Source organism: Roseburia sp. 1XD42-69 (assembly GCF_003612565.1).
Lineage (GTDB): Bacteria > Bacillota > Clostridia > Lachnospirales > Lachnospiraceae > Roseburia_B.
Genome location: NZ_RAZG01000043.1, coordinates 1 through 26,193, shown reverse-complemented (window position 1 = coordinate 26,193; position 26,193 = coordinate 1). Strand labels below are relative to the sequence as shown.

Below are 26,193 nucleotides of genomic sequence, written 5' to 3'. Positions count from 1 at the left end.
TTTATCACTTTTACAAATATTTCTCTAATGTTTTCCGCACCGCACCTTTCCCGGCGCACATCTGTGCAAAATAATCACAAACCAACTCAGCCAGACCGGCTTCGTAAAGGTTTACACCAAAAATCTTTGCATTTTCCAAAACAGGTTTTAAAGATGCCGCATCTACCTTATCTCCCAGTTTCATATCCTTCACATAAGGGCATACCACATCCAAAAGAGGGTCCGGGCTTAAAGTAAACGTATTTCCCTCATCATCCACTCCCATAAGGTAACGGAGCCATCCTGCGAAAACAAGAGGAATTTTCTTTAAATCATTGACATTTAACTTATGGGATGCCTGATAAGCTTTTATGGTTTCCCCAAAACGAATTGCAAGCTTCTGGGAGGTATCCGTGGCAATCCGCTGAGGGGTATCCGGCATAAAAGGATTTGGGAAACGGACGTTCAACACCGTATCTATAAAATCTTTCGGGTCTAAAATTCCAGGGTTTACCACCACAGGAAGGCCTTCCGTATAACCGATTTCTTCCACCAGCTTCTTTAAAACGTCATCCTTCATCTCAGCGGAAATCAGCTTATGGCCCAAAAGACATCCAAAAACTGCCAAAGTAGTGTGCAGCGGATTTAAGCAGGTGCAGACTTTCATTTTTTCCACTTTATTCACAGTCTCACGGTCTGTAAACATCAGGCCGCCTTTTTCAAGTTCCGGCCTTCCGTTAGGAAATACATCCTCAATTACCAGATACTCACATTCCTCTGCATTTACAAAAGGGGCAACATAAGTATTTTTGGAGGTAATGACAGGCTCTAAACCTTCCACCCCGTCCTTTTTTAAAATTTCTTCCACAGAAGTGTCCGGTCTTGGGGTAATCTTATCAATCATAGTCCAGGGGAAAGATACTTTTGTCTTGTCATTCACATAATCCTTAAGTCCCTGATCCACAAGTCCCTGTTCTTCCCATTTTTCCGCAAAGGCGTGGATGGCATTGTAAAGTTTGTCTCCGTTGTGGGAACAATTATCCATGCTCACCATGGCAATGGGCTTTTTCCCTGCCTGAAAGCGGCTGTATAAAAGGGATGCCACTTTACCGATATAACTTACAGGCTTCTTCGGCCCATTTTTCAAATCCTCCTCTACAGAAGGAATCATTACGCCTTTTCCGTCCAAAAGGCTGTAACCCTTTTCTGTTATAGTAAATGATGCTATCTGCAGTGAATCCTTGCTGAATATTTCTTTTAACCTGTTATATTCCGCCTCATTTTCCGAATCCAGGGCGATGGATTCCATTACAGAGCCAACCACTGTTTTTTCCACAGTGCCGTCAGCTTTTAAGGTGACAAGGATAGAATAATCGTCATGGGGTCGGTTCATTTTCTCCACAATTTCATAGTCATACCCTTCCGCAACCACAAGCCCTCTGTCAATCACGCCCTGATTAAGCAAATTTTGTACCACGTTAGCCTGAAAGGCGCGGAAAAGATTTCCCGACCCAAAATGAATCCAAAAAGGATTTTCCTCTGTGGCTTTTTTCACCTTTTCCCTGTCAAATTCCGGAAGGCTGTATCCTGCCAAAGCCCACTGTTCTCTGTCTTTTAATCCCTCTGCATTTAATTTCATTTATTTTGCCCCCTTTACAATGGCTTCCCAAAGTCCGTTTAAGTATGTGGCTCCTAAAGCCCTGTCGTATAAACCATAACCTGGCATAGCCACTTCATCCCAAATCATCCTGCCATGGTCCGGACGGATGGGCCCGGTAAAGCCGATTTCATAGAGAGCTTTCATAATCTCATACATATCAAAGGTTCCGTCAGAAGAAAGATGAGCCGCCTCCTCAAAATCTGTGGGAGAATTGAATTTCAGATTCCTCACATGGGCAAAATGAATCCTTCCCTTTAAAGAGCGAATCATATCCGGCAAATCATTTTCCAGATTTGTCCCGTAAGAGCCGGAACAGAAAGTAACGCCGTTGTGGGGATTATCCACCATCTCCATCATGCGGAGAATATTCTTCTTATTGATAATAATTCTGGGCAGCCCAAATACGCTCCATGCAGGGTCGTCCGGGTGAATAGCCATATTGATATCATATTTGTCACAAACAGGCATAATTTTTTCCAGAAAATATTTCAGGTTTTCAAAAAGCTTTTCATCATCCACTTCTTTATACATCTCAAAAAGCTCTTTTACGTGCTCCATACGTTCCGGCTCCCAGCCCGGCATAACGGTTCCGTTCATATCCCCTGCTATGGACTCAAACATTTTTTCCGGGTCAAGGGCGTCCACTGCCTCCTGGGTGTAGGCCAGCACCGTGGAACCGTCGGGACGCATTCTTGCAAGCTCCGTCCTTGTCCAGTCAAATACCGGCATAAAATTGTAACAAACCAGATGCAAATCTTCTTTTCCAAGATTTTCCAGAGTTTCTATATAATTGTCAATGTACTTATCCCTCTCTGGCGCCCCCGTCTTAATTGCATCATGGATATTTACGCTTTCAATCCCGGCTACATGAAGCCCTGCTGCCTCCACTTCTTCTTTCATAGCCCGGATTCTCTCCCTGCTCCAGACCTCCCCCGGAGCCGTATCATATAATGTGGTGATAACCCCCGTAACCCCTGGAATCTGGCGGATCTGTTTTAATGTAACCGTGTCAAATTTAGAACCGTACCATCTCAATGTCATCTCCATAATAAATACCAACCTTTCTCCTTTTTTCAAATGTCTTTTGAACACATTTTTTTGCTAGTATTAGTATAGATAATCTTTCCAAAAAAATACATTGGGTGATTTGTTGTATATATTGCAAAAATTGCGGTTTAAACAAAAACTATTGATAGGTATCTCTCAGAGAACGGATCATTAATCTGTCTTTTACCTCCGATGCACCCTTAAACTCTCCATTTATTATGTCTTTATTTCGTAAAAATACAGAATAGGGCTCTTTGTCTGTTAAATGAAAATAATTATCGGAAAAATTACATCCGCATCTTCAAAATCCAATTCCACAAAAGCTGCAAACACCTGGGAAAATAGACGGATTTCATAACCATCTTCCAAATCATAAACTTCCGCCTTAATATCTGCGGGCTTCATCTGAAGATATTTAAAGGGCACGGGAGTCTCAATATTTTTTATTGTCCTGTTGTCCTCAAAAGTAACTCTTCCCTCAAAAAACAGATTTTCTTCCCGGTCCGGCAGTTTTAACCGATTCATCTCTTCCAATCCCATCTCCAGAACTTTTTCAGAACGAAAGTCCCCGGTGCTGCTCTGGGCTGTTACCTTATGGATAACTTCCATATCCATATTTTTTAACAGAATTTCTCCCTGCCAAAAGACTTTATTTTCAGTCTCATTCTCTATATAAAGACATACTTTATGGTTCTCTGTAATAATGCTTGCTGTCACAGGTGCGAAAAATCTGCAGGCCATATACTGCAGGGCCTTCCATCTTCCAAAATAATCTACGGAAGACCAGGAGGGCGCATGCCACACATCCCAATAGTGGGCGTCCCCGTCGTTTTCATCATCCGTGTTTGCAAAACATCCTCCCGCTGAGGGAGAAGAGGGCCAGAAAAAGGTATCCGGGTCTGTTTTTTTCATTACATCAGGAATCATGTGTTCAAAAAGTTTAATATAGTCTGCCCTTAAATACATGGTTTGCTCCTGAAATGATTCCCAGTGATTCCATCCTGACTCTATTTCATTATTGCCGCACCATAAACCTAAAGATGGGTGATGGCGAAGCCTTTTTACATTATCAACAATTTCCTGCCTGCAATTTTCCAGAAAGGCATCTGTCACATCATACACATTGCAGGCAAACATCAAATCCTGCCACACAATAATGCCTTTCCTGTCACACATCTCATAAAAATCGTCAGAGGGATAATATCCCCCTCCCCATACCCTGATGCAGTTAAAATGGGCACGGCAGGCAGAGTCCAGCAAATATTCCTGACGTTCTTTTGTAATATGGGAATACACACAGTCCTCAGGAATATAATCTCCCCCCATTGCAAAAATTTTTAACCCGTTTACCACAAAAGCAAACTCCCGGCCCCATTGGTCTTTTTCCCGGCTGATTTCCATTGTGCGCAAACCGACTGTCTTTTTCTCTTCCTCCAAAACAGTTCCCTTATCATCCAAAAGGCACACTGAAACCTCGTACAAAGGCTGTTCTCCGTATCCGTTGGGCCACCATAATTTCGGATTTTCAATAAGGAATTCTCCTTCCCACGTTACCTTATCTTCTAAAACACTTTTTTTCTCTTGTAAAATCTCCCCAGTCCCGGTATCTCTTACACTTACCAAAACCTGCTGTTCTTCCTGTCCCTTAGAAGCATGGGTAAACTCTGCCACAGCATTTAATTTTACCCTGTCATTTTCATGATGCTGATGCAGCCTGACTTCAAAAATCCTTCTTCCTGTAAAACCTTCAAAATAAATGTCCCTGAAAATTCCGGCATCCGGAAGCTGCGGGCCCCAATCCCACCCAAACATTGAATGTGCTTTCCGCACAAGGTGGTTTCCCATCATACAGCCGCAGGGCACGCAGGTAACTTCTTTATTCTCCTCATATTTATAAGATTCCATATACTTTAATATAGAAGGAAAAACAATTCTAATTTCATTATTTCCTTCCAGGAGATACTCTTTTACCGGTATTCTCCATGTCCGGTGCATATTTTCCACATGGAAAACCATGCTATTGTTAATATAAATATCTGCTATAGTATCAATCCCAAGACAAACCAGTTCCACTTGTTCCTTGTCCAGCAAACTTTTATCCACTTGAAATTTTCTGGAAAACTCATAATCATTCCAAAATAAATCCCGCACCTGATATTCATTTCTTCCATAATATGGATTTGGTATGGCTTTTTCCTCCAATAGCCCGGAGAGAACGGAACCGGGAATCTTTGCCCGATATTCCCTTTCCCCACCAATTTGTTTTAAATCCCATACCCCGTTTAAATTTACTTTCTCCATAGTAATAAAATCTTCCTCTTTAATTTTTTGCAGAGTTCTTTAAGGACTGCACTGTGATTTTGCTTTAAATTTAGTAAGAGCGCGATCAAAATTCCATAATAAAAAGGGATAATTGCAATGTTCCATGCATCCTGCAGCACCCCCATATTTATATAGTTAATTGTGTAAAATAAAGAAAATCCAAGACCTGCAGCCACAGAAACAGCGGCAGCCCAGTTCAGATAATTTTCCCGGAATTGTTTAAAAAACATCCCTACTCCCAGAGTAATAAGCAAAATAACAATAAAACTGACATCTATCAAATTAAAAATTGTCCAATGGCCGGAATTTAGATTAAATCCATATAAAAGAAATACCGTAATAATTCCCATGCCTATAATATTTTTCAAAAACCCGTAATCATGAGATTTTATATCCTCTTCTTCTTTTTTTGCAGAATTTAACTCAGAGAGAAGAATTTCTTCCTTATCCGTCCTCCCAAACACCATCTCATCTAAAGAAACCCCAAAATACTCTGCGATTTCCACCAATTTCCCTGTTTCCGGCATCACCTGGTTTAATTCCCATTTGGAAACCGTTTGGCGGGTCACTTGAAATTTTTCCGCAAGCTGTTCCTGGGTAAAATGACTTTTAAGCCGGAACTGCTTTAAGTTTTCTCCAAAGGACATATAAATCCTCCTTCCGCATAATTTATAAAAATAACTTATTTCCAATACTTATCCATATATTTTTTTGCATTATTTAGAGACAGAAAATTTTATCATTATGTGGTTCTGGGATTTTTCATAATGAATCTCCAGTTCCTGAAAACTTTCAATTAATGCCTGTATGCCTTCCGTTCTTCCTTCTCTTATCTTTCAGTGACTTATTTTCATCCAAAAGAATTTCCAGCAAATTAAATAAATCCATATTATTTTTATTATGTAATATAAGATTATTCCGCCTTGCTTCCACAAGAGATATCTTATAATTGTTCACAAAGGGTTTTAACCCTTCCGAAATACTTAATATTTCATTCAGGGAAACAGCCCCGTCCCATGCTTTTCACCATAATACACTACCACAGTAATAACAGGTATTCATTTATCTGTTTTTTTCATCCTTGACAGGTATTCATCTTCCAAATCTTCCGGTTTCAGCACATTATTACCCTGAAATAGTACTGCATTAAAAAAATCAGCAAACTGTACATTATCTCTCCAGTAATTTTTCAATACAATATCCGGTTTTAAATCTTTAGTATTTTTTGCCATCTAATAATCCTTTCTTCCTGCTGTTTTTAGTATACTATCATATAAAAATTTTTTCAATCTAAACAAATTTTTTACAAATCAATAACCAAAAGGGAATTATAAAAAATGAAAAACTGTGAACGAAAAGATATGATGTCCTGCTGCGGGGAACCCTGCAGCAGATACAGATATAATAAATTCAATTTATTTTATAATAAACGATAAATGAAAATTGCCACCAAAACCCCTACAATACTTGCAATAGTAATTTTAATAGAAAGGCCAAATGTCAAAACAAGTATGCCCAAATCTAAAACAATGGGATTTTGAAATCCAAAACTTTTTCCATAACTAAGCCAGCTCAGCCCGGAAATACCGGAAGTAAGTTCACCGATAAACCCTCCCAACACAATTCCTGCCAACAATAGCAAAAATAATGCCCAATTATTTTTTCCGCTCACTGCACTCATACAAACTCCTCCTGCTGCACCTCTTCAAATGAAAAAAGAGATTTAAACCTACGTTTAAACCTCTTCTAAGGCGACAATCGGATTTGAACCGATGATCAGGGTGTTGCAGACCCACGCCTTACCACTTGGCTATGTCGCCGTAAATCACTTTCCCGGACTTAAACCTAAAATCCTATGATTTTCTGTTTCCTTACCAACAGTATATTAATATTATCACAGATTTATTCATAATGCAAGCATTTTTTTGCAATTTATAACACAATCATATAAAATGATTTCCTCCCTGCCACAGAAAAACCCGAATTTTAAGTCCCTCCTCAGGCACGTTTTCATATACCAATTTTCCGTGATGCATTTTTACAATTTCCCGGCACAAAGAAACTCCAAGCCCCTTTCCTTTTATTTTTTCCCTGGGTATCAAACGCCCGCTGTTTAATATTTTCAGCATTTCTTCATCCAAAGAGTCGTCTTTATTCAATATTGTAATCAGATTTTCCTCAAGCACCAGACTGACATTCTCCCCCTGCCTGCAGGTATTAGAAACCAGATTTTTAAGAAGGGAAAAAAGCAATGTCCCATCCCCATAGAGATATTCCGTTTCCTTTTTACATTGAAGAAAAGGAAAATTCTGTTCCATTTCTTTCACAATAAAATCTGACTCCACACGCTTCATCAATATCCGGCCGTCCCTTAAATTTCCCATGATCAGCAGGTTTTCAATTAACATATTCATATATCCGGCCTCTTTCTCAATTTCCTTACATGCAAATTCCCTATCTTCCCCGCTGATATTTCCAAGCATCATATATTGGGCATATCCCTGGATTGCGGTCAAAGGTGTCCGCAGCTCATGGGCAATATTATTTACCGGGGCATAAATTTTTTTCATGGCAAGATATAAGGTTCCGGAGAGAAACAGAGACGTAAAGGCTGCAAAAAATAAAAGAACCGCTGCCTGTTTTCTGAAAACACTGTACAAATCACTGATATCCTCCAAATAACTTACAGAAACATTTTCACAGGATAAATTACTGCAGGAATTTCCTATGCAGGCATAAATTTTATGTTTGTTTCTGATAATGTGAAATCCGCTTTCCAAATCTTCATTCTGGCGGACAGGCAGCGTATCCGCCAAAATCTCATTATTATCTCTGATTTCCAGATAAATATTTTGTTTTTCCAGGCTTTTGGCATACCATTTTAACCTCTGGCTTCCCTTTTCCTCCATAAAAAATGAAATTACATACTCTATTCTGCCTTCATTCAATAAAGAATTTTCACAGTATTTTTCCAGATTTATGCGAAACGAATACTGTTGTATAAAAAATATGCTTCCATATAATAAACATAAAAGCAAAGTTACTGTCAGCAAATAGTTTTTTTCCCAAATTTTCACAGCATAACCTCCAACCGGTAACCAGTTTTATATATGGTTTTAATATAACTTTCCCAGTTCAATTTTTTTCTCAGCCTTTGGATATGAATGTCAACCGTTCTCTCATCCCCATCGTAATCCCACTCCCAGGCCCCGTTTAAAAGCTGTTCCCTGGTAAGGGTGATATTCTTATTTAAAATCAGCATCTTTAGAAGTTCAAATTCCCTTTTTGTCAAAACAATTTCTTCTTCATTCAAAAAAACTTTTCCACTCTGCAAATCCGCTTTTACCCTTCCTAAACAAAAAATGTCTTTCTTATTATATCGGCGCAAAATAACATTTACCCTGGAAACCAGCTCCTGAATATGAAAAGGTTTCACAATATAATCTTCCCCGCCGCTGTCAAGCCCCCGAATTCTGTCACTGATTTCCCCTCTGGCGGTAACATAGATAATGGGAACCCCTTTCAGCTTTTTTGCAACAGAAAATCCATCCAAATCCGGCAGATTAATGTCCAGCAAAACCAAATCAACACTCTGCTTTTCAAAAACAGAAACTGCCTCACTGCCCCGAAAGGCAGTGAGACACTGGTGGCCGTTTACCGTTAAAGTTCTTACCATTAACCCGCTGATTGCTCTGTCATCTTCCACAATTAATATTCTTGCCATACTTATTATTCTCCGGTTTCATTCAATGGGATGGTCAGAATTTAGGAATACTTCTCCATCTATTTTCATAATCTGCTCTTTTGTCAAATCTTTTATTTTTGCGGAATTAACATCAATATTATTCTCCTGGCAGACTTTAGTAATAACATCCTTTGCGCAGCCTGTTGCATTTGTATCGTTCATCATATTTTCCAGGGAACTGTCTCCAAAATGCTCCTCGGCATTTTCATCCAAAAGAGAGCATTCCCCGTATTCTTTCAAGAGCTCCTCAGCAAATTCCTGGCTGGTTTGAAGGAAACCATCGCTTGCCACGATTTCATCCCTGTCAGAACTATTCTCCTGAGCTGAGAAAATATAGGTATATTCTCTGGAATTTGTCCCCTCACTTTCTGTATCCTTTACCAACTCCTCATTGACAACATTTTCCGCATGAAGCTCCAGCTTTTTTGTCATCACCATACTTCCCAGGCAAAAGATAACGGATAACGCCACCACAAGCCCTACTACTGTAAAAACACTTTTCATTTTTTTGTTCTGTTTCATATTGAAACCTCCTTTATCTGCTTTTTGGATAATCCTATGGTAGCAGAAGTATATTTCAAAGTTGTTTCAAGAAAAAGTTTCCTTTCCAAATTATATCATAAAATCATACCGCCTGCCCAAATCCCATAATTTTTCCCAGCTGTTCCACAATCCCCGCATTTCCATTTACAGATATCTCTCCCACTTTCCCACAGATTCTCTCCAAATACTCAAGTTCCTTTAACTTATACAACGTAGTATTTTCATCCATTAGCTTTGCCGTATTGAGAAGAGACCTGGTGGAAGCCACCTCCTCCCTCCTGGAAATCACATTTGCCTGTGCTGTCTTTTCCGCCACAAGGACAGAATTCATAATATCCCTGATTTCACCTGGCAGGATAATATCCTTAATGCCTGCCGTAAGAAAGTTCACACAGAACATATCCTCTTTCCCTTTCAGCGCCCCAAAAATCTCCCCGGAAATCTTTTCCTTTAATTCCAAAATCTCATCCAGCTTGTAATTTCCCACAATTTCCCGGATGGAAAGCTGTACTGCAGAGTAAAGCTGCCCCTTTAAATCAGAAATCTTTTCCGCAAACTCCACTGCGTCCCTGACTTTAAACATACAGGCCACATTCATACGGATTCCAATTTTATCCTTTGTCAAAATTTCCTGCCCTACAATATCAAGCTCTCTCTGCTTCATATCAAATACACGGTAGGAGACAGTATGGGAAAAATTCCAAAAACGGTAAATTCCCTTTGAAAGCTGCTTTTGCAGCACATTATCATAATAGACAAGCCCCGCCTCCCCTTCTCCCACCAGCATTTCCTTATAAAGATTTTTGGGAATCAGAGAAACCATCTGCTTATTCACTTCCTCTCCCATCAGTGTCTCTTCCATAGAAATAACCTTTATTTCATATTTGTCGAACACATTCCAATATGTATACTCCTTCCTCCCTGCAAATGATGTCAGTTTTCCATTTACATAGAGAAATCCCACAGAGCCGTCCGGTATTTCCATATGCACCGTGGCATTTAAAAACTCTTTATCCTTAGAAAGTACCTGGTAAGGCACGTCTATATAGTCAAGCTCCCCTGTCATCTCCTCAATCTCCACCTCATAACCCAAAGTTTTAGAAAAGTGATAGGTTCCCGCTGTAATCATTTTCTTAAAAATTCCATCCTTTAACACAAAACCTGCCTGATTATCCTTAATTGTATACTTCATACAAACTTCCTCCTATTATCTATACTAATTTATAATTTTCTTTATACTTTTATCCTTCATCCATCAGCCTGCTGCGGAAGCCTGGTTAAGGAGACAGTAGGAAGAAAGGACGTGTTATCATCTTTTATAACCGTTGTTTCTTCTTTCTGCCTTCGGTATCCCCGGACTCCAGGCGGGAGGCCAATTTACATTTTTCTTCGGCAAATCTGTGTACATCTGCCGAAAGCTCAGAGAAAGCCATAATGTTATCGGCAATTTCTCAGATTTTTTGTGGGATGAAGGAGAAAAGCATTCCCAGTTGCGGAGTCGAACCGCAGGCATTCTGCCTTGCCATTTGTTGTATACTCTATCCATTTGAGTTACCGTTTACACGGGAGGGACTCGAACCCTCAACAATACAATATGTGCGCTTTCACCGCTTAGCTACCGTTTTCACGGGAGGGATTCGAACCCTCGTATCACATTTTCTTAACTATTGTTAAGTATGGTGAAATATTTATGGTATACCATACAGCACGCTGCAGGCACCGCCGGGCAGGAAGTTACTTCCAATACCCGTGCATATGTCAAATACCCCGCAGAAAGTTGACGGGGCATAAAATTTACTATGCGTAGTATTTGACCCTCGCAGCATTCGTCAAATATCCATGCAAGCATGGCTATTTTCCTCATTGCTTGCGGGAATAAATTATTTCCTTATTATCCCTTGACTACGCCAACCGTCTTTAACTTTCTCACAGCTGTAACCATGTCTTCCTGCTGTGCCATCACCAGGTCAATATCCTTATAGGCAAACCTGCACTCTTCCGGCACATCATTCTTCTTCCTTTTTCCAAGGATAACTCCCTGTTCCTTCAAATCAACCATCACTTTTTCCACGGAAAAAGCCTGCATTGCCCCGGATCTGGAATAACTTCTCCCTGCGCCGTGGGAAGATGTACAGAAAGATTCTTTGTTTCCCTTTCCTCTTACCACATAACTATATGACCCCATTGCCCCCGGAATCACAGCCATTTCCCCTTCCCGTACTCTGGTAGCCCCCTTCCGGTGCACCCAGACATTGGCATCATAATGATTTTCCAGAGACGCATAATTGTGGTGACAGTTAATCTCTTCTCCAAACTCCACCTTAAGTTCCGTATGCTTCTCAATTACTTCCTTTACAATAGCACAGGTTTTTATAAGCATCCTTTCCCGGTTTTCAAAAGCGTAATCCATCGCCAGATTCATCCAGTTCAGGTACTGCTGCCCTTCTTTCGATGAAACAGGAAGAAAAGAAAGACGATATTCATCCTTTACTTCACTGTACCATTTTCTGTTTAATTCCCTGGCAGTCTCATGAAAGTAATCACAAACTGCTTTCCCAAGATGACGGCTTCCGGAATGAATCATAATACAAAGATACCCCTCTTCGTCCTCCTGAAGTTCAATAAAGTGATTACCGCCTCCCAAAGACCCTGCCTGAAAATACCCGTCTTCAATCAGAGGAACCAGCTTTTCATTTTCCTCATATTTATCCATCTCCTGCTTTGCCCTGTCAAGAACCGCAGATTCCTGGGGAATCTTATACCTCTCCGTATTTAAAGGAATTGTCCGCATAATATTTCCAATCATTGACTGAATAATACTTCCATTTCCCGTCTGAATTTCTTTGATATCCTCCATATGGATATTTGTGGGAATAAAATCCATGCCGCAGCCAATATCCACGCCTACCGCATTGGGAATAATCACATCCTTTGTGGCAATCACTCCCCCGATTGGCATTCCCTTTCCCGTATGGGTATCCGGCATGAGGCACACCCATTTATGGATAAACGGAAGCTGTGACAAGTGGTATGCCTGCTCCAGACAGCTATCCTCCAGCTTTGTCTTATCTTCCAACCATACCTTTATAGGAAACCTTGTATTTTCATTATATATCACAAACATATTACCCTTCCTTTCTGATAAATATTCTATATCTTCTTTATTCTCTGTGCTCCCTGAACTGTTTTTAATTATATACAGAATTTTCCATAAAATCATTTAAAAAAAGTTGCGAACTCATCTTTCCTTTTGCTAAAATGAAAAAAGAACAGTATCAGGAGTGAAAAAAAATGTCTGATTTTCAGGAATTGATTAAAAGTTTTCCAAAAACAAGAGAATACGTGCGGGATTTTTTCGTCTACGGCTTTAAGAACAGAAATGAATTTAAGGGGAAAAGCCCCCGAACCTATGACAATGAAAGACGCCGCTTAGAAAGCTGGCTTAGTCCTTATGTTCGGAAAGACTATACTCCAAAGGGATTTAATATAAGCCTTGCCATAGACAGCAACCTTCTTGATACAAACCCTCTTTTTCAAGTGTGGAAAACAAAAAGTTTTACAGATAATGATATTGTGCTGCATTTTCTCATACTGAATATCCTTATAAAACATAAATCTATGTCTATTGAAGATATTACAGACACTTTATTAACAGAATATGAGTCTTTTTTTGATGTTCAGACTGTCCGCCGGAAATGCAATACCTATGTAAAGGAAGGTCTTTTACAAAAAGAGAAAAAAGGTAAAACAGTGCTGTTTTCTCTGGATACCTCCCTTGCCCTCTGGTTAAAATCCAACGAAAATATAAAAGATGCCCTTTCTTTTTTTCAAATGGCCGGTAATTTTGGAATTATGGGAAACCATCTTTTAGAGCACTTAGACTGGGAAAATCATATTTTCCGGGTAAAGCACAGCTTTTTTGTACATACATTAGAAGATGAAGTCCTTTATGCTATTCTAAATTCCATAAAAGGAAAAACATCTGTGAAACTTGAACTGAAAAGTTCCAAAACCAAAGCCAAAAACACAGCGGACTGTATCCCTTTACAGATTTTTACCAGTACCAGAAGCGGACGCCGTTTCCTCTGTGCCTATATAAGGAAAAGCAGGCGTTTCACCTGTTATCGGTTAGATACTATTCAAAGTCTTATACCACTGGAAAAAGCAGAAGATTATGACACAATTTTAGACAAATTGAATAAAAACAGACAAAAATTATGGGGAGTTTCCTTTCAAAACGACAGCAGAAATCATCTGGACAAACTGACTATGACCCTTCATGTAAAAGAGCCTTCTGAAAATTATATCCTTGACCGGTTAGACCGGGAAGGCAGAGGGGGAAGTGTCACAAAAATACGTGAGAATATATATAAATATGAAACAGAAGTTTTTGACTGTAACGAAATGCTTCCCTGGATTCGTACCTTTATTGGCAGAATTGTATCTTTGGAATGTACAGACAAATCGGTGGAAGCACGTTTTTATCAGGACTTAAATGTCATGTGTCAGATGTACCAGATAAGCGAAACCCAATAGAAATGGAGCGCATTATGGAATTATTTTCTGAAATATACAGCTGTTATTTTAAAGTATTAAGACATATTTTATGCAGTCAGAATGAACTTACCATTCAGGATATCCACAATCAGATTTCACGGGAGGGATTTGAAGAAAGCCTTCTTTCTATCATACCAAAGCTTGAAAGCGGTGCCTGGAATCTTTTTGAGAAAAAAGGAGAAATATATATCTCTAAAATCTCTTCTGATTTTATTGCACCTCTTTCCCACCTGGAAAAATCCTATTTAAAAGCGCTGCTTAATGACCCTAGAATTAAATTATTTCTGAATAAAAAAGAACTGGAGTACCTAAATCATATCCTTTTCCCCATCTCCCCGCTCTGGAAACAGGAAGATTTTTATTACTATGACCAATTTACAGGAGGTGACCCCTATGAGGATGAAAATTATCAAAACAATTTTCATCTTTTGGTTGAAGGGCAGAAAAGCAAGGAATTTCTAAACATAGATTATACTTCTCCAAAAGGAAACCGGGTACACCATTACTATGTCCCCCTTTCTTTAGAATATTCCGTAAAGAACAATAAATTCCGTCTTTTAGCTGTAAGAAAGACAGGACATGGAAATATGGAACTTCAAATATTAAACCTTGACCGCATAAAAAGTATTTCCCACACGGGAAAATTCTGTACTAATCCCATATCTTTAAATGAAATGATACATAATTCTTATTATAAGGAACCTTTAACATTACATATTAAAAATCAGCGCAATACTTTAGAACGGGCCATGCTTCATTTTGCAAACTATGAAAAAAATACCACAAAAATAGATGAGAACACCTATGAATGTCTCATCTATTACAACCAGGGCATGGAGACGGAACTTCTGATTGAAGTTATGTCCTTTGGGCCTATGATTACTGTAGTAGGCAATGATAAATTTCTTTACAGTTTGAAAAAAAGACTGAAAAGACAATTAAGTTTGTCCTAAGTTTCCATTATATGCTCCTGCTATTTAGGCATGCCAAATCATACGGAGGAATTGCAAAATGGCAAAATCAATTTTTGAGAGATTAAGCGGCGAATATGAACAGCAAGAAGATTACTTAATACCACGCTTGACTGTACCCGCCGAAGAAGAACATTCAATAGGAATATGGGGACAGCAGCATCTAGACTATCTGAAACAGTGCCACAAATTCCTAAAAGACTTTACAATTCGGATTGCGGCTGACGCAATCCGATGCTCGCTATCCCTGTGGACATCCCGAAAAAGCCATTTTGGTAAAGATATCTTCTTTCGGCAAGTAAAGTTGAATATATTTTTGAGTTTTTTCCTTATCCGGTGTCATGCTTAGCAAAAGTTCTAATCTGTATTATCCTGGTATTTTTACATCACTGACCTAAAATTACCCTGTCTAAATTGCATCAGTCTTTTTCATATCCATTTCTTCGATAAAGTACTAAAAATACAAGAATGCTAATGATTAATTCTCCGATAAGCACTGCGATGTCCAGAGGTTTTAACGTATATGACATTCCCTCTGCAAATCCAGTTGCCATCTCTGTCAACACTCCAGTAAACAAAAACCCTGAGATATGGTGCAATTTTTCGGAAAGACTTCCAAACATTGGAATCATCATAAACACGATCATCAATGGAGAAGAAATCAAATTTGCATTCATCTGATTTTTTGCACAGAGACCAACAATCATTCCCATGACACAACTAATCAGAGAGGCCGCCGCACTGACCAGTAAGAAAGTTGCGACAGGTACCTGGCTTATAGAAATATCACAGATCTCCAATACCACAAGATTGATGATATTCATCAGCACAAATGGAAATAGAATACTTCCGATAAAATACTGTATTCCAGTGACTGACGACGTCATTAAGACCCGTAACGTATGTTTCTCTTTCTCTTCTGCAATGGCAGTTCCCACCATCAGGAATCCATCCATACACAAATTAAGGGAAATTCCCAAACTCAGGATCCAGGATACCAGAATTGGTGATAAATCACCTCCAGAATTGACTCTATATAAAACTTTCATCATCCATACCATCGCCACGGTTAGAAACGGCCCAGTCATAATCGCTGTATTGCGGCTGATACAAATCCATTTAATCTGTGCAACTGCTGTTAATTTATTGATATGATCCATCTTAAAACTCCTCTCACATACTGGCTAATCCAAGGGACGCTCCTGTTACTTGTAAAAACACACGTTCCAATGTTGGCTCGCAAGAATGAATACTCTGTATTTCATCCCTCTGCATCCATTCTGAAATTTTTGCAATATTTTGAGGGCTTTGATCTAAGACAACTTCTTCCTGATTATTCAAAAGCAGATGATATTTTTTATTTTGATTATATTTCAGGCAAAGTTCTTTGGGCGACCCGCACTCGACAATTTTCCCCTGATACAAAAGTGCGACTCTATCACAAAGTTTTGTGGCTTCTTCCATATTATGTGTAGTCAAAAATATTGACATACCTTCCTCTTTCAGATCCAGCAACATTTTATGGATAGATACTGCAGTCGATGGATCTAATCCGCTTGTCGGCTCATCAAGAAATAAAATTCTTGGCTTATGAAGCACTGCCCTGGCCAAAACAAGTCTTTGCGTCTGCCCTCTGGAAAGTTTACCTGCCGGCTTTTTACGATGTTCATACAATTCCACCTGATGTAAGACTTCCTCCACTCTTACACTGGGAACTCGCCATATTTTTGCAAACATACTTAAATTCTGCCATACTGTCATTTTCTCATAAATTCCGCTCTGATCCGAAACCACGCCAATTTTTTCATAAATTGATTCATCAATATTAGCCGTATCTGTATCAAGAATTTTCGCCTCTCCAGATGTTTGCCGTAACTGTCCTGTGATTATTTTAATCGTGGTAGTTTTTCCAGCGCCCGACGGCCCTAAAAATCCAAGAATTTCGCCTTTATGAAGCGTAATATTGATATCCTTAAGCGCCAATTCCGTCTTATAGCGCTTAGAAATATGTGATAAATCCAGTAATACATTTTGTTCCATAACATAACCCTCTTTCTAAATATTTTCTTTATAATTGCCCCGTTTTTCTATCGCAGAGTAATTATGATGGAAGTATCATATCATGTTTTATCACCTTTATGCTGAGTTCTGCCTGAATGATATACTATATTGCCTGAAATGGCTTGTTAAACGCTGTCATCTAAATTCGACTCAACAACTCCCCCTTCATATTTTTAGAAAACAGACATTTTTCTCCATTCTCCATAAGAATTTCCCGATGCTTTAAATCTAACTCCTGAATCTTATTTACATTGACTAGATATGACCTGTGAACCCTTAAAAAATGCTCCTTAAACTGCTCTTGCAGCTCCTGCATGCTGCCAATAAAATCAATACAGTCATTTTTCGCATGAAGTTCTATTCTGTGTGTACGGACACTTGTCTCAAAGAACATAATTTCATCCACTGGAATATGCCTTACAATATCCAACACCTTTACTGTAAAGTATTCCTTTTGCTCTCCCTGCTCCTTACACATCCGCTCAGTAATGATCGCAAGGTTTTTGTGCATTCCAGTCAGCATTTTTTCAGAATTGCCCTTTACTATATAATCCAGCGCTTCCAGGTGATAACGAAATGTCTCAAATGCCAGATCTGGAAAGGAAGTCACATAGATTAGAAAACCTCTAGTATCAAACTTTCGAATCTGTTGTCCCAGCATAAATCCATCCATCGGCTCATCCTTAAGCTCCACATCCAGAAAATAAATTCCTCTTTTTGGATCCGCTGCCACCGCTTCAATAATTTCCTGGGGATGCCTGCTGCACAGAGCAATCTGCATATCATAACCTTCCATCATAATTTGTTTTTCTAAAAACTTTCTCTGTGCAGCGAGTATCATCGCATCATCTTCACAAATATAAATTGGAAGCATATTTTTTCCTCCACAATTTTTAACATTTCTTATTCCTGTATCTTTAACTCCTGAATAAAATAGCCATCCCTGATTGTTGTTAGAGAGAAGACATTTTCATAATGTTGTAAAATACTTTTATAACTTGCAAGGCCAATTCCTCTGTCCGCCCCTCTGGTAGAATAACCTTGCTGCCAAATCTTGTGAAAATCAATGTTTGAATACAATGGATTTCTTACTTGAAATGTTGTGCATTCTTCCTGGCTGCTAATCATAATATGTATCTGCGGTTTTGGCTTCTTATCTTTTTTTCCTTGTACTTCATCTATAGCATTGTCAATCAGTATCCCCAGGCATCTGCACAAGTCAGTCGTTCTCAGCCGCGTCCTATCAAATGGATGCAATACTTCTAGTTCACAGGAAATCTGCTCCTGCTGCATTTTTTCCATTTTCCCCAACAGCAGCCCTTTTACCTCAAGCATATGAATATTTCCAAGCTGTGTCAATCTGCGTATCTGTTCCCCTACCTGATAATCAAAATCACTTGTCATATCCTGGATAAAATTCTGCACTGCTTCCATATTTCCCTCTTTTGCCTGAAGGTACATGCCAGACATCATATTTTTATAATCATGACGGAATCTTCGCATTTCACTCTGCAGTTTTTCTAAACTCTCAATATAAGCATTTTGCTGCTGCATACTAATCTGCTGAGTCTGAATTTGCTTCTTTTGCATTTCCTGACGCCCTGCATAACCGAAAATAATAAAAACAATCAATAGATATAACAGAGAAACGACTGCATTATCGTTACCAACTCGTTCTCCTATTTGCACCATATAATAAAGTATTTCAGACAAAATTGGGTATAAACTGATAAAAATAATACTTACCTTTTTCGATTCTTTCCGTTCAATCCACAGTCGGAACATTTTCCCAACTCCAGTTTTATATAGAAGCAGCACCCAGATAATCTCTATGAGTGGTGTTAATACATACAGAAAAAAATAATATATTAACCGTTCTCCCAAAATATCCAAATGAAAAGTCATATTAGGTGAAAAAAAAACTCCTATATGTACTGCAAAAGATTCCAACATTTCTAAAAAAACAGCCGAAATCCAACAAGTCAGCAGATTTTCCCGATAGAGAAAATATAAATAAAACATTGCTCCTGTCATTCCCATATAGGTAAACAAGATTTGTCCTGCATTATACCTCCATCTAAAGATACCTACTTTATAAAAAACTGTCCCTATCAATGCCCAGACACAGATAAATAATATAGTACAAGCAATTATTTTCACTTTGCGCTCTCTTATTTGATACGGTTTTCGCCCCAAAAGTAACATAGAGATCCAGAGCATAAATAGCGTGCTTATTGTCAAACCAAAGGTATTGCTGCAGAAAAGCTCCCAAAAACTCATAATCCTCTTATACCTCCTACAACTTCTCACAATCCTGGCAATCCAGGATTTGCATTTCTCTTACTGATGATACAAATCCACCACAAAAACGGATTTCCATTGATCAAAATCCTTCTTTCTGGCACTGAATCCTCAGTTCCTTTCTCCTCTTTGCTGTCTCCCATTCTGCTTTTTCAACCTCAGTAAAAAAAGAATGCTCTCTGCGCATCCTGCCCGGAGGGCTTTTTGTGATATAGAAATCCGGAGGAATTTCCTATATCACAAGCAAAAAGGCTGGCACCTTCCTGGGAACATTATTGGAATCTACCGCCACCAAGGTCAAATATGCCCGATTGATTGGTTTTCTTGTTCCCTGAAAGTCTTCCACATAAGTATCTACTCTTATCTCCATTAAGGTGTTGCCTACATAAGTCACCTTTGCCATCAATACAATCAAAACAGCGTAGCCCTAAGGCCACATTGTCTACATAGTATCATATCATTTAGTCTTTGAAAAAACAATATACTTACGGAATACCATCCAAAGACGCCTTTTTTATTTGGCGGGCTTAAATCAATTTTATTTTTTCACTTCTAACTGTAACTGCCTTTTGTTTCAGTGGAATATTTCATCTTCCACCTTTGCAAAGTCACTTAAAAAGGTTATAATATCTCCCCCATTGTTTTACTATAACGAACCAATCATTGAATCACCGCTTACAGCAGTTTCCATCAGCACATTTGATTCATAGGCACTGGATGCCGCCCCATCTGCCTGCTGCCAGCCGACAGCTATCAGCACGGAACAGTTCCATTTCTTCCGCTTCCGATAATTCCTGCGTATTTCCTATCTTTTCCAGCGCAAACCTATCCGTACTATTTACATTTTTGTGGTATCAGACAGCCATCCAGTGCGCTCATATCCACTGCAAAACTGCTGTCCATCACGGAGAACGCCCCATCCTTGACCCGGACGGATATATGCGGATATTAAACAACCTGATACAAAATGTAATCTCCCATAGCCATGCAGATAAAATTGAATTAGCTTTATCGGAACAGAACAGGAATATAAAAATTCTCCTGTCTGATAATGGAATAGGGATTGATAAGGAGGACTTAAAGCATATTTTTGATCGGCTGTATAAATGCGATAAAGGGCGGTCTGAAAAAGGCAGCGGTCTTGGTCTGTCTATCGTACATGAGCTTGTTGAAAAATTAAACGGAACAATAACGGCAGATAGCATACCGGGAAAAGGAACAATTTTCACCCTTTTTTCCCTTTGATAGACTAATCAGCTCCCGCCCCTTATGGCGGGAGTAATTATTTGTAAAAATCTGCCTTTTCCAAATTGCAAGGTTAATGCAAGATTGGTGCAAGGTTAATGAAAGGTTGGCGTGATAGAATGGCAGATATGAAAAGGAGGTTTCGCAATGAGCAAATATGTAATTGAAACGAAAAATCTTACAAAGCAATACGGAACACAAAAAAGTGTTGCCAATCTGAACATTCATGTTCAAAAAGGGCGTATCTATGGTCTGCTTGGCAGAAATGGAGCCGGAAAGACAACGACCATGAAGATGCTGCTTGGACTTACACAGCCGACTTCCGGGGAAGTGACGATTTTGGGGAAGCCCTTACAGGCAAATGAAAAAAAGCTGTTACCCCGTATTGGCAGTCTGATTGAATCCCCCGGCTTCTATCCTAATCTCTCAGCCACCGAAAATCTGCGCATTTTTGCTACTCTACGGGGAGTGCCGAACCGCAACGCAATTAAAAACGCACTTGATTTAGTTAGTCTGCCTTACAAAGATAAAAAGCTGTTTTCCCAATATTCACTTGGTATGAAGCAGCGGCTGGCGATTGCCCTTGCTATTATGCACGACCCGGAGCTTTTGATTTTGGACGAACCAATCAACGGTCTTGACCCGATTGGAATTGCAGAAGTCCGTTCCTTTATCCGTTCTCTCTGCAATGAGCGTGGAAAAACAATATTGATTTCCAGCCATATCCTTTCCGAGATTGCACTTTTGGCAGACGATATAGGCATTATCGACCACGGTACATTGCTGGAAGAAGAAAGTCTTGCAGAACTGGAAGCAAAGAGCAGCAAGCATATCCGATTTATTGTTTCTGATACGGCACAGGCGGCAAGAATTTTAGAACGTATCTTCCATGAGAGCCGGTTTACCATACAGGACGGCCACAATATACAGGTGCATAATCTTGATTTACCAATAGAAAGAATTGTTACTGCTTTTGTGGAAAATGGTTTAGAAATATCGGAAGCCCATACTTGCGAAGAAAGCCTTGAAGATTACTTCAAACGTGTAACAGGGGGTGAGGGGATTGCTTAAACTGGTTATATGCGAATTTGCAAAATTAAAGCGCAAAAAAGTTATATGGCTGGTTGTTCTTTCTGCGTTTTTATTTCCCGTGCCGCTAACCGTATTGATGACAATGCCGCAGACAGCAGAACGATATGACAGTAAGATAGCGATTTTCAATGATTACTTTCAGTCGGTTATGGGCTATGGGGTAGAATTGCTTTTACCGTGCATGATCGGGGTGATTGCAGCCATGCTCTTTTTTATGGAACGGGATAATGATACTTTCAAAAATCTGCGCACAATTCCCATAACAAGCACACAGATGATTTTGGCAAAGATTATTGTCCTGTTCTTTTTTGGGATTATTTTTAGTTTGACATCAGCTCTTATAACAATCCTGTGCGGCGGGCTGATTGCAGAAGTAAACAGTATTGCTTATAGATTATTTTTTGCGCTGGAAATGGGAATTTTTATTACAGCTGGGACGCTGCCGTTAATCGTCCTTGTCGTTTTCTTTAGCAATAACTATATATTTTCTGTTTTATTGTGTGTTTTTTACAGTGTTTTAAGTATGACAGCCGAATCATCTTTTGGCACACTGCCTAAAGTGATGTGCTGGCTAATGCCAATTCCGCTTACAACCCTGTGGAGCGCAGGAAATTTAACTGCGCATGGCAATATGGACGGTGTGGGGGTGTTGGAAAATTTAATTCCGACTACATTTCAGACAATCATTATTTTAGCTGTTATCGCTTTGCTTTCCGTTATAGTGATTGATTATATGTATAAAAAGAGAGGGGATGAATGATATGTTTCGCATGGTTAAAACCGAAATATGGAAATTAAAGCGGTATCATATGATATGGGCAGGTGTTTTCCTAATGCTGCTCTCCGTCATTTTAACGCTTTTTTCCACAACAGCATTGGACGGAACGGTCTGGACATTTGTCTTTTTTACAGAACAGATAATCAAAAATAATGCCACAACGATTTTCCCCATGTGCATTGCCCTCATTGCCGGCTATATCATAGCAAGGGAGGGAAAAGACGATACGCTGAAAAGTATTATGACTATTCCTGTTCCTTATAGCAGCCTGTTGTGGGGGAAACTGCTTGTATGTGCGCTGCTTTCTTTGTTTTTTGGGCTGATAAGTGCAACATTCACGGTAATTGCCAATTTGGTGATGGGATTTCCGGGAATTTCTGTAACATCAGTATTGCAGACATTTATTCAGATCGTTCTAAACTGTCTGTTTTTGTATTTTGCGGTCATGCCTGTAATTGTATTTGCTGCCCGTATACCAAATGGACATATGCTTGGAACAATTATTGCTTTTGTTTATGGCTATGGTGGTATGTTTGCTTCTGGAAATGCTACGTTAGCAAATATTTATCCTGTTACTGCAAGTTTAGGCTTGATCAGCTACCGAAGCTACGATCCGGCTGTACATTGGAATGTGTTAATCTGTCTGTTTAGTATGATTTCCGTATTGATGATTACTGCTGTTCTTGTATTCACTGCAAAAGGAAACGTGCCAGTCAAGGCAGCAAAAAAGCACAAAAATACAATAACAAAAAAAGGTTGGTAAGCGGAGGATATAGGAATGAAGAAAAAATTGTCTATCGGGATTGCGGTAGCTGTAATAATTGTTGTAGGTTTTATTGGTTTTTGTATGCGGTTCCTTTCGGGAACTGGCAGCACATACTACTATTCACAGATTGATAACAGTAAAATAGAACAGACCGAATCAAAAGGCGGTGTAATTAACGGTAATGCCGATCCGAGGTGTTCTTGAATGGAAAGAGGTGCAATATGATGAACTTCCTGCTGCTGTGCAGAGCAACTATACAGCACCAACGGGTGAATAAGGGCGGTTATAGGTTTGAAATTAAAAATAGAAAGGCTGATGACATGTGCTATAAGAGAATACGTTTCCATTTCCTTTCAATAAGTGTTTTGATATTTAGTTTGACACTTACAGGGTGTTCAAAAGATGAAATCTTAGATCAGTATAATAATGTTGTCCAAACAGCTGGAAATACAGCACTCACAAGCGATTTTTCGCTGAAAGGGAATCGGGCATATGGGGAAGATTGCTATACTGGGACTTATACGGCAGATTATAAGGACTTTTCTAAAACAGAATATCTTTTTGGTGGAACTTCTATCGAGCGTGAAAACGGCAAAGATATTTCTGTTTCCTGCGACTTGGAAATTACCGAGGGAACAGCGCAAGTGTTTTGGGTTTCTGGCAGTGATGATCCGATAATCCTGCTTGAAGCAACTGGCAGCTATTCCAAAACAATAACATTGCCGGAAGGCGGAAACTATATTGGCGTTATTGGAAACAACTTTACAGGGCATTTAGAAATGAATATAGAATAATAATCTGACGGACGACGGCAAAAGAAAAAAAGCTGTCGTCAAGCAGAAGATCTTTTCACACGCCTATTCTTACACAATCACAGCAAGGGATAATTACGAACTGACAGGAAACCTTCCTAAGTGCGTGGGCGTGGAGCGTTTATGTGAGGGCGCAAATATTCAGATACCTTTTAACGCTGATGAAGTCAATCTGATTTATCAGTTTGGGGAACAGAGCAAAGCGGAAACGTGTGCGGAACTGACCGCCACCACCAAAAGACGGAAACTTGACACACTTGTTGCCGATTATCCCGACACATACAAGCTGACAGGGCAGGACGAGGTATCTAAGACCTATTCCTTTCCGAAGTCACACGTCAGTTACCGAAAGCCGAGGACAGTCAGCACCGAGCAGAGGGAACGGGCAAGGCAGATGATGATTGCTAATAATAGGGCAAAGAAAGATTAAGGAAAATTTATTGGTATTGTGTATGTGTTTGTGGTAAAATTGTGACGTTGAGCAACTCAATAATCGGGATTTATGATAAGGAAAGGGATAATTGTAAAATGAATGCGGATAATGAATTACTAATAAATTTGGATAAATTGCACACAACGGAATTGGGCGTAGAGCGCATTAAAAGAAATCTATCTTTAAATACAGATGATGTGGTTGACTGGTGTAAAACTAAAATCAATTCCGATAATGCTGTCATTACCCGAAATGGAAAAAACTGGTATGTGAATGTAGACAATTATATTTTAACGGTAAATGTATATAGTTACACGATTATAACGGCACATAAGGAAAAGAAATGAAATATACAATTCGTGAATTAGAAACATTTTCAGTTATTGGGCAGGAAGTAGAACTCACCAATTATCAAAAAAGAAACATTCAAATCAGTACACAATTTTGGCGAAAGTTTAACAGTAATTTGAAGAAATCGTATCTTTCACAATCGGGAAACTGGATAAAATATGCCTTTATGGAAAGAAGAAATGAGAAACTATTTTATTTCTGTTCCATTCCAAAAAGGAATGTCGTTCCAAATAATTTTGTCTATAAAGAAATACAACATTACAAATATCTTGTTGTAGAGCATATAGGTTCTATGGACAAAATATATGAAACCTACGGAATGATTTATCAAGAAATATTACCCAAAATGGAATATATACCTTTACAAGAAAACTTTTTACACTTTGAAAAATACGATTATCGCTTTCATTGGAATAAGGAAAATTCTATTATTGAAATATGGCTACCAATTAAGGGGTAGTTAAATTCTTATTTTTCAGGAAAAATCAAGACAGAAAAATGATGTAAAAACTGAATATTGTTTACCTTTAGGTAGCGATTATCTTAACAGACAATCCGCTACCTTTTTTATTTTCAGAACCTATCAACACAGCACAGAAAGAATGAGGTATCAGAAATGATTGAAAGCAGGAATGATACAAGCAAAAACTTAGAAAAAGCATTGCAGGCATTGAAACAGGCGCAACAGCTTGTAGCCAACGAGAAGAAAAAGCAGAACGAGAAAAAGCGAAAAGCTGAGAACCACCACAAGTATATCATGGGCGGTATTATCGTAAAGTATTTCCCCGACTGCTACCGCTATGACGAGGGCGAGTTAAACCGTATCTTGTCGGTTGCCTTACAGACAAAGGAGTGCCAGCAGATTATATTTAAAATCAAGTCAGAAAGCCGAGAAACCACTCCCCCACAACTTACTCTCCCCAATGCCGAAAATGAAAGCGAGGGCGGTACGGAATGACGAGGGCAACGGAACTGGAAAGCCGAGGTAACGTATTCACCCCGTTTACGAGGTGCGCACAGATATACCACCAGAGGTGGTATGTGCGCCCTTCGGGGAGCAAGTTTCCATATCCGTCAGCAGGCGCAGGAATCCGGGATGGCAGACAAACTCACAGAGGAGCCGGTTGTTCAGTGCGCCGCTTTTTAACAAATCAACTGTGGAATCATTCAAGTGCAGCTCATGCAGGGCGGTGTTCGGGTGGTTCTTATTTTCGGTCAGCCCCATGAGGTAATCCATGGAAAGACCGTAGTATTCCGCCAGCTTTGCAAGGTTGAACGGGCTTATATCCGTGCATTTGTCGGATTCATATTTTCCCAGCGTGGCTCTCGCTATGCCCGTTGCCTTTTCCAGTTCCGCAAGGGTCATGCGGCGGCTGGTTCTCTCGTCTTTTAATTTCTCCTGAAGCGTCAGTTTTATATACATTGCGCCCCTCCTCTCAAAACAGGGTTCATGACCATTATCAGAGAAGCGGATTGAGGGGGCTATCAAGGTAGCCGCCAATGAATACCGGTATCACCCTGTCCGTGATT

At 39.4% G+C, this 26,193-nt stretch carries 27 protein-coding genes, 2 tRNA genes and 3 pseudogenes; 13 read left to right on the top strand and 19 right to left on the bottom strand.

Annotated elements, in window-relative coordinates; translation table 11 throughout:
• Positions 1-10: 10 nt before the first annotated feature.
• From D7Y06_RS16800 to D7Y06_RS16750, 13 genes and pseudogenes are all read right to left on the bottom strand, one after another.
• A complete protein-coding gene (locus D7Y06_RS16800; RefSeq protein WP_120408900.1) occupies positions 11-1,618 on the bottom strand; it encodes a mannitol dehydrogenase family protein in 1,608 nt (535 codons plus the stop codon).
• The gene (gene uxuA / locus D7Y06_RS16795; protein WP_120408910.1) at positions 1,619-2,686 is read right to left on the bottom strand and encodes a mannonate dehydratase; all 1,068 of its coding nucleotides are present in this window, start codon (positions 2,684-2,686) and stop codon (positions 1,619-1,621) included.
• A 139-nt stretch (positions 2,687-2,825) separates the two neighbouring features.
• Positions 2,826-4,987, bottom strand: a pseudogene (locus tag D7Y06_RS16790) (beta-mannosidase).
• Complete coding sequence (locus D7Y06_RS16785) at positions 4,975-5,655, bottom strand: helix-turn-helix domain-containing protein (RefSeq protein WP_120408898.1); 681 nt, start codon at positions 5,653-5,655, stop codon at positions 4,975-4,977. Before D7Y06_RS16785 ends, D7Y06_RS16790 begins: the two are co-directional and overlap by 13 nt.
• A 411-nt stretch (positions 5,656-6,066) precedes the next feature.
• Positions 6,067-6,240 (bottom strand): hypothetical protein, encoded by a 174-nt coding sequence (locus tag D7Y06_RS26035; RefSeq protein ID WP_158591396.1) that lies wholly within the window; start codon positions 6,238-6,240, stop codon positions 6,067-6,069.
• Positions 6,241-6,428: 188 nt separating this feature from the next.
• Positions 6,429-6,689, bottom strand: a complete 261-nt coding sequence (locus D7Y06_RS16780) for a DUF4321 domain-containing protein (protein WP_120408897.1) — start codon at positions 6,687-6,689, stop codon at positions 6,429-6,431.
• Between the two features lie 68 nt (positions 6,690-6,757).
• Positions 6,758-6,828 (bottom strand) — tRNA-Cys (locus tag D7Y06_RS16775).
• Positions 6,829-6,951: 123 nt separating this feature from the next.
• Complete coding sequence (locus D7Y06_RS16770; RefSeq protein WP_120408896.1) at positions 6,952-8,085, bottom strand: sensor histidine kinase; 1,134 nt, start codon at positions 8,083-8,085, stop codon at positions 6,952-6,954.
• The gene (locus D7Y06_RS16765; protein ID WP_120408895.1) at positions 8,082-8,732 is read right to left on the bottom strand and encodes a response regulator transcription factor; all 651 of its coding nucleotides are present in this window, start codon (positions 8,730-8,732) and stop codon (positions 8,082-8,084) included. The genes D7Y06_RS16770 and D7Y06_RS16765 overlap by 4 nt, the downstream gene beginning before the upstream one ends.
• An 18-nt stretch (positions 8,733-8,750) precedes the next feature.
• Entirely contained in the window at positions 8,751-9,275 is a 525-nt protein-coding gene (locus D7Y06_RS16760; protein WP_120408894.1) for a hypothetical protein, read from the bottom strand.
• Between the two features lie 103 nt (positions 9,276-9,378).
• Positions 9,379-10,488, bottom strand: coding sequence for a slipin family protein (locus D7Y06_RS16755; RefSeq protein WP_120408893.1), 1,110 nt, complete (start codon positions 10,486-10,488; stop codon positions 9,379-9,381).
• Between the two features lie 369 nt (positions 10,489-10,857).
• A tRNA-OTHER gene (locus tag D7Y06_RS26030) sits at positions 10,858-10,921 on the bottom strand.
• A 266-nt stretch (positions 10,922-11,187) separates the two neighbouring features.
• Entirely contained in the window at positions 11,188-12,420 is a 1,233-nt protein-coding gene (locus D7Y06_RS16750; RefSeq protein ID WP_120408909.1) for an RtcB family protein, read from the bottom strand.
• Positions 12,421-12,587: 167 nt separating this feature from the next.
• Here D7Y06_RS16750 and D7Y06_RS16745 point away from each other — a divergent pair, with 167 nt between their 5' ends.
• The 3 genes and pseudogenes from D7Y06_RS16745 to D7Y06_RS27215 form a co-directional block, all read left to right on the top strand.
• Positions 12,588-13,832: a WYL domain-containing protein gene (locus D7Y06_RS16745; RefSeq protein WP_120408892.1), complete on the top strand. Its 1,245-nt coding sequence runs from the start codon at positions 12,588-12,590 to the stop codon at positions 13,830-13,832.
• Between the two features lie 14 nt (positions 13,833-13,846).
• Complete coding sequence (locus D7Y06_RS16740) at positions 13,847-14,806, top strand: WYL domain-containing protein (RefSeq protein WP_120408891.1); 960 nt, start codon at positions 13,847-13,849, stop codon at positions 14,804-14,806.
• 58 nt (positions 14,807-14,864) lie between these two features.
• Positions 14,865-15,014: pseudogene (locus tag D7Y06_RS27215) on the top strand (TnpV protein); the annotation flags it as partial.
• A 229-nt stretch (positions 15,015-15,243) separates the two neighbouring features.
• Here the strand turns inward: D7Y06_RS27215 and D7Y06_RS16730 are convergent.
• The 5 genes from D7Y06_RS16730 to D7Y06_RS26020 all read right to left on the bottom strand — a co-directional run bounded on the left by D7Y06_RS16730 (position 15,244) and on the right by D7Y06_RS26020 (position 19,601).
• Entirely contained in the window at positions 15,244-15,984 is a 741-nt protein-coding gene (locus tag D7Y06_RS16730; RefSeq protein WP_120408889.1) for an ABC transporter permease, read from the bottom strand.
• Between the two features lie 13 nt (positions 15,985-15,997).
• Complete coding sequence (locus tag D7Y06_RS16725) at positions 15,998-16,864, bottom strand: ABC transporter ATP-binding protein (protein ID WP_120408888.1); 867 nt, start codon at positions 16,862-16,864, stop codon at positions 15,998-16,000.
• A 160-nt stretch (positions 16,865-17,024) separates the two neighbouring features.
• Positions 17,025-17,759 carry a LytR/AlgR family response regulator transcription factor gene (locus tag D7Y06_RS16720; RefSeq protein WP_120408887.1) on the bottom strand — a complete coding sequence of 245 codons (735 nt, stop codon included), beginning with the start codon at positions 17,757-17,759 and terminating at the stop codon, positions 17,025-17,027.
• Positions 17,760-17,788: 29 nt separating this feature from the next.
• Positions 17,789-18,670 (bottom strand): sensor histidine kinase, encoded by an 882-nt coding sequence (locus D7Y06_RS26025; RefSeq protein ID WP_158591395.1) that lies wholly within the window; start codon positions 18,668-18,670, stop codon positions 17,789-17,791.
• 748 nt (positions 18,671-19,418) lie between these two features.
• Positions 19,419-19,601 carry a hypothetical protein gene (locus tag D7Y06_RS26020; protein ID WP_158591394.1) on the bottom strand — a complete coding sequence of 61 codons (183 nt, stop codon included), beginning with the start codon at positions 19,599-19,601 and terminating at the stop codon, positions 19,419-19,421.
• Between the two features lie 506 nt (positions 19,602-20,107).
• Between D7Y06_RS26020 and D7Y06_RS28305 the strand changes: the two are divergent.
• From D7Y06_RS28305 to D7Y06_RS16665, 10 genes and pseudogenes are all read left to right on the top strand, one after another.
• Positions 20,108-20,431, top strand: a pseudogene (locus D7Y06_RS28305) (sensor histidine kinase); the annotation flags it as partial.
• 147 nt (positions 20,432-20,578) lie between these two features.
• Positions 20,579-21,502: an ABC transporter ATP-binding protein gene (locus D7Y06_RS16705; RefSeq protein ID WP_120408885.1), complete on the top strand. Its 924-nt coding sequence runs from the start codon at positions 20,579-20,581 to the stop codon at positions 21,500-21,502.
• Positions 21,495-22,283, top strand: a complete 789-nt coding sequence (locus D7Y06_RS16700; RefSeq protein ID WP_120408884.1) for an ABC transporter permease — start codon at positions 21,495-21,497, stop codon at positions 22,281-22,283. The genes D7Y06_RS16705 and D7Y06_RS16700 overlap by 8 nt, the downstream gene beginning before the upstream one ends.
• A 1-nt stretch (position 22,284) precedes the next feature.
• The gene (locus tag D7Y06_RS16695) at positions 22,285-23,064 is read left to right on the top strand and encodes an ABC transporter permease (protein ID WP_120408883.1); all 780 of its coding nucleotides are present in this window, start codon (positions 22,285-22,287) and stop codon (positions 23,062-23,064) included.
• A 15-nt stretch (positions 23,065-23,079) separates the two neighbouring features.
• A complete protein-coding gene (locus D7Y06_RS16690) occupies positions 23,080-23,271 on the top strand; it encodes a hypothetical protein (protein ID WP_330566497.1) in 192 nt (63 codons plus the stop codon).
• Between the two features lie 116 nt (positions 23,272-23,387).
• The gene (locus D7Y06_RS16685; protein ID WP_120408908.1) at positions 23,388-23,861 is read left to right on the top strand and encodes a hypothetical protein; all 474 of its coding nucleotides are present in this window, start codon (positions 23,388-23,390) and stop codon (positions 23,859-23,861) included.
• 130 nt (positions 23,862-23,991) lie between these two features.
• Entirely contained in the window at positions 23,992-24,309 is a 318-nt protein-coding gene (locus D7Y06_RS27210; protein WP_243119366.1) for a hypothetical protein, read from the top strand.
• A gap of 98 nt (positions 24,310-24,407) precedes the next feature.
• Positions 24,408-24,659: a DUF3781 domain-containing protein gene (locus D7Y06_RS16675; RefSeq protein ID WP_120408882.1), complete on the top strand. Its 252-nt coding sequence runs from the start codon at positions 24,408-24,410 to the stop codon at positions 24,657-24,659.
• The gene (locus D7Y06_RS16670; RefSeq protein WP_120408881.1) at positions 24,656-25,123 is read left to right on the top strand and encodes a GyrI-like domain-containing protein; all 468 of its coding nucleotides are present in this window, start codon (positions 24,656-24,658) and stop codon (positions 25,121-25,123) included. The genes D7Y06_RS16675 and D7Y06_RS16670 overlap by 4 nt, the downstream gene beginning before the upstream one ends.
• 156 nt (positions 25,124-25,279) lie before the next feature.
• Positions 25,280-25,621, top strand: a complete 342-nt coding sequence (locus tag D7Y06_RS16665) for a hypothetical protein (RefSeq protein WP_120408880.1) — start codon at positions 25,280-25,282, stop codon at positions 25,619-25,621.
• Positions 25,622-25,666: 45 nt separating this feature from the next.
• Here the strand turns inward: D7Y06_RS16665 and D7Y06_RS16660 are convergent, their stop codons facing one another.
• A complete protein-coding gene (locus D7Y06_RS16660; RefSeq protein ID WP_243119365.1) occupies positions 25,667-26,086 on the bottom strand; it encodes a helix-turn-helix domain-containing protein in 420 nt (139 codons plus the stop codon).
• Between the last annotated feature and the right edge of the window lie 107 nt (positions 26,087-26,193).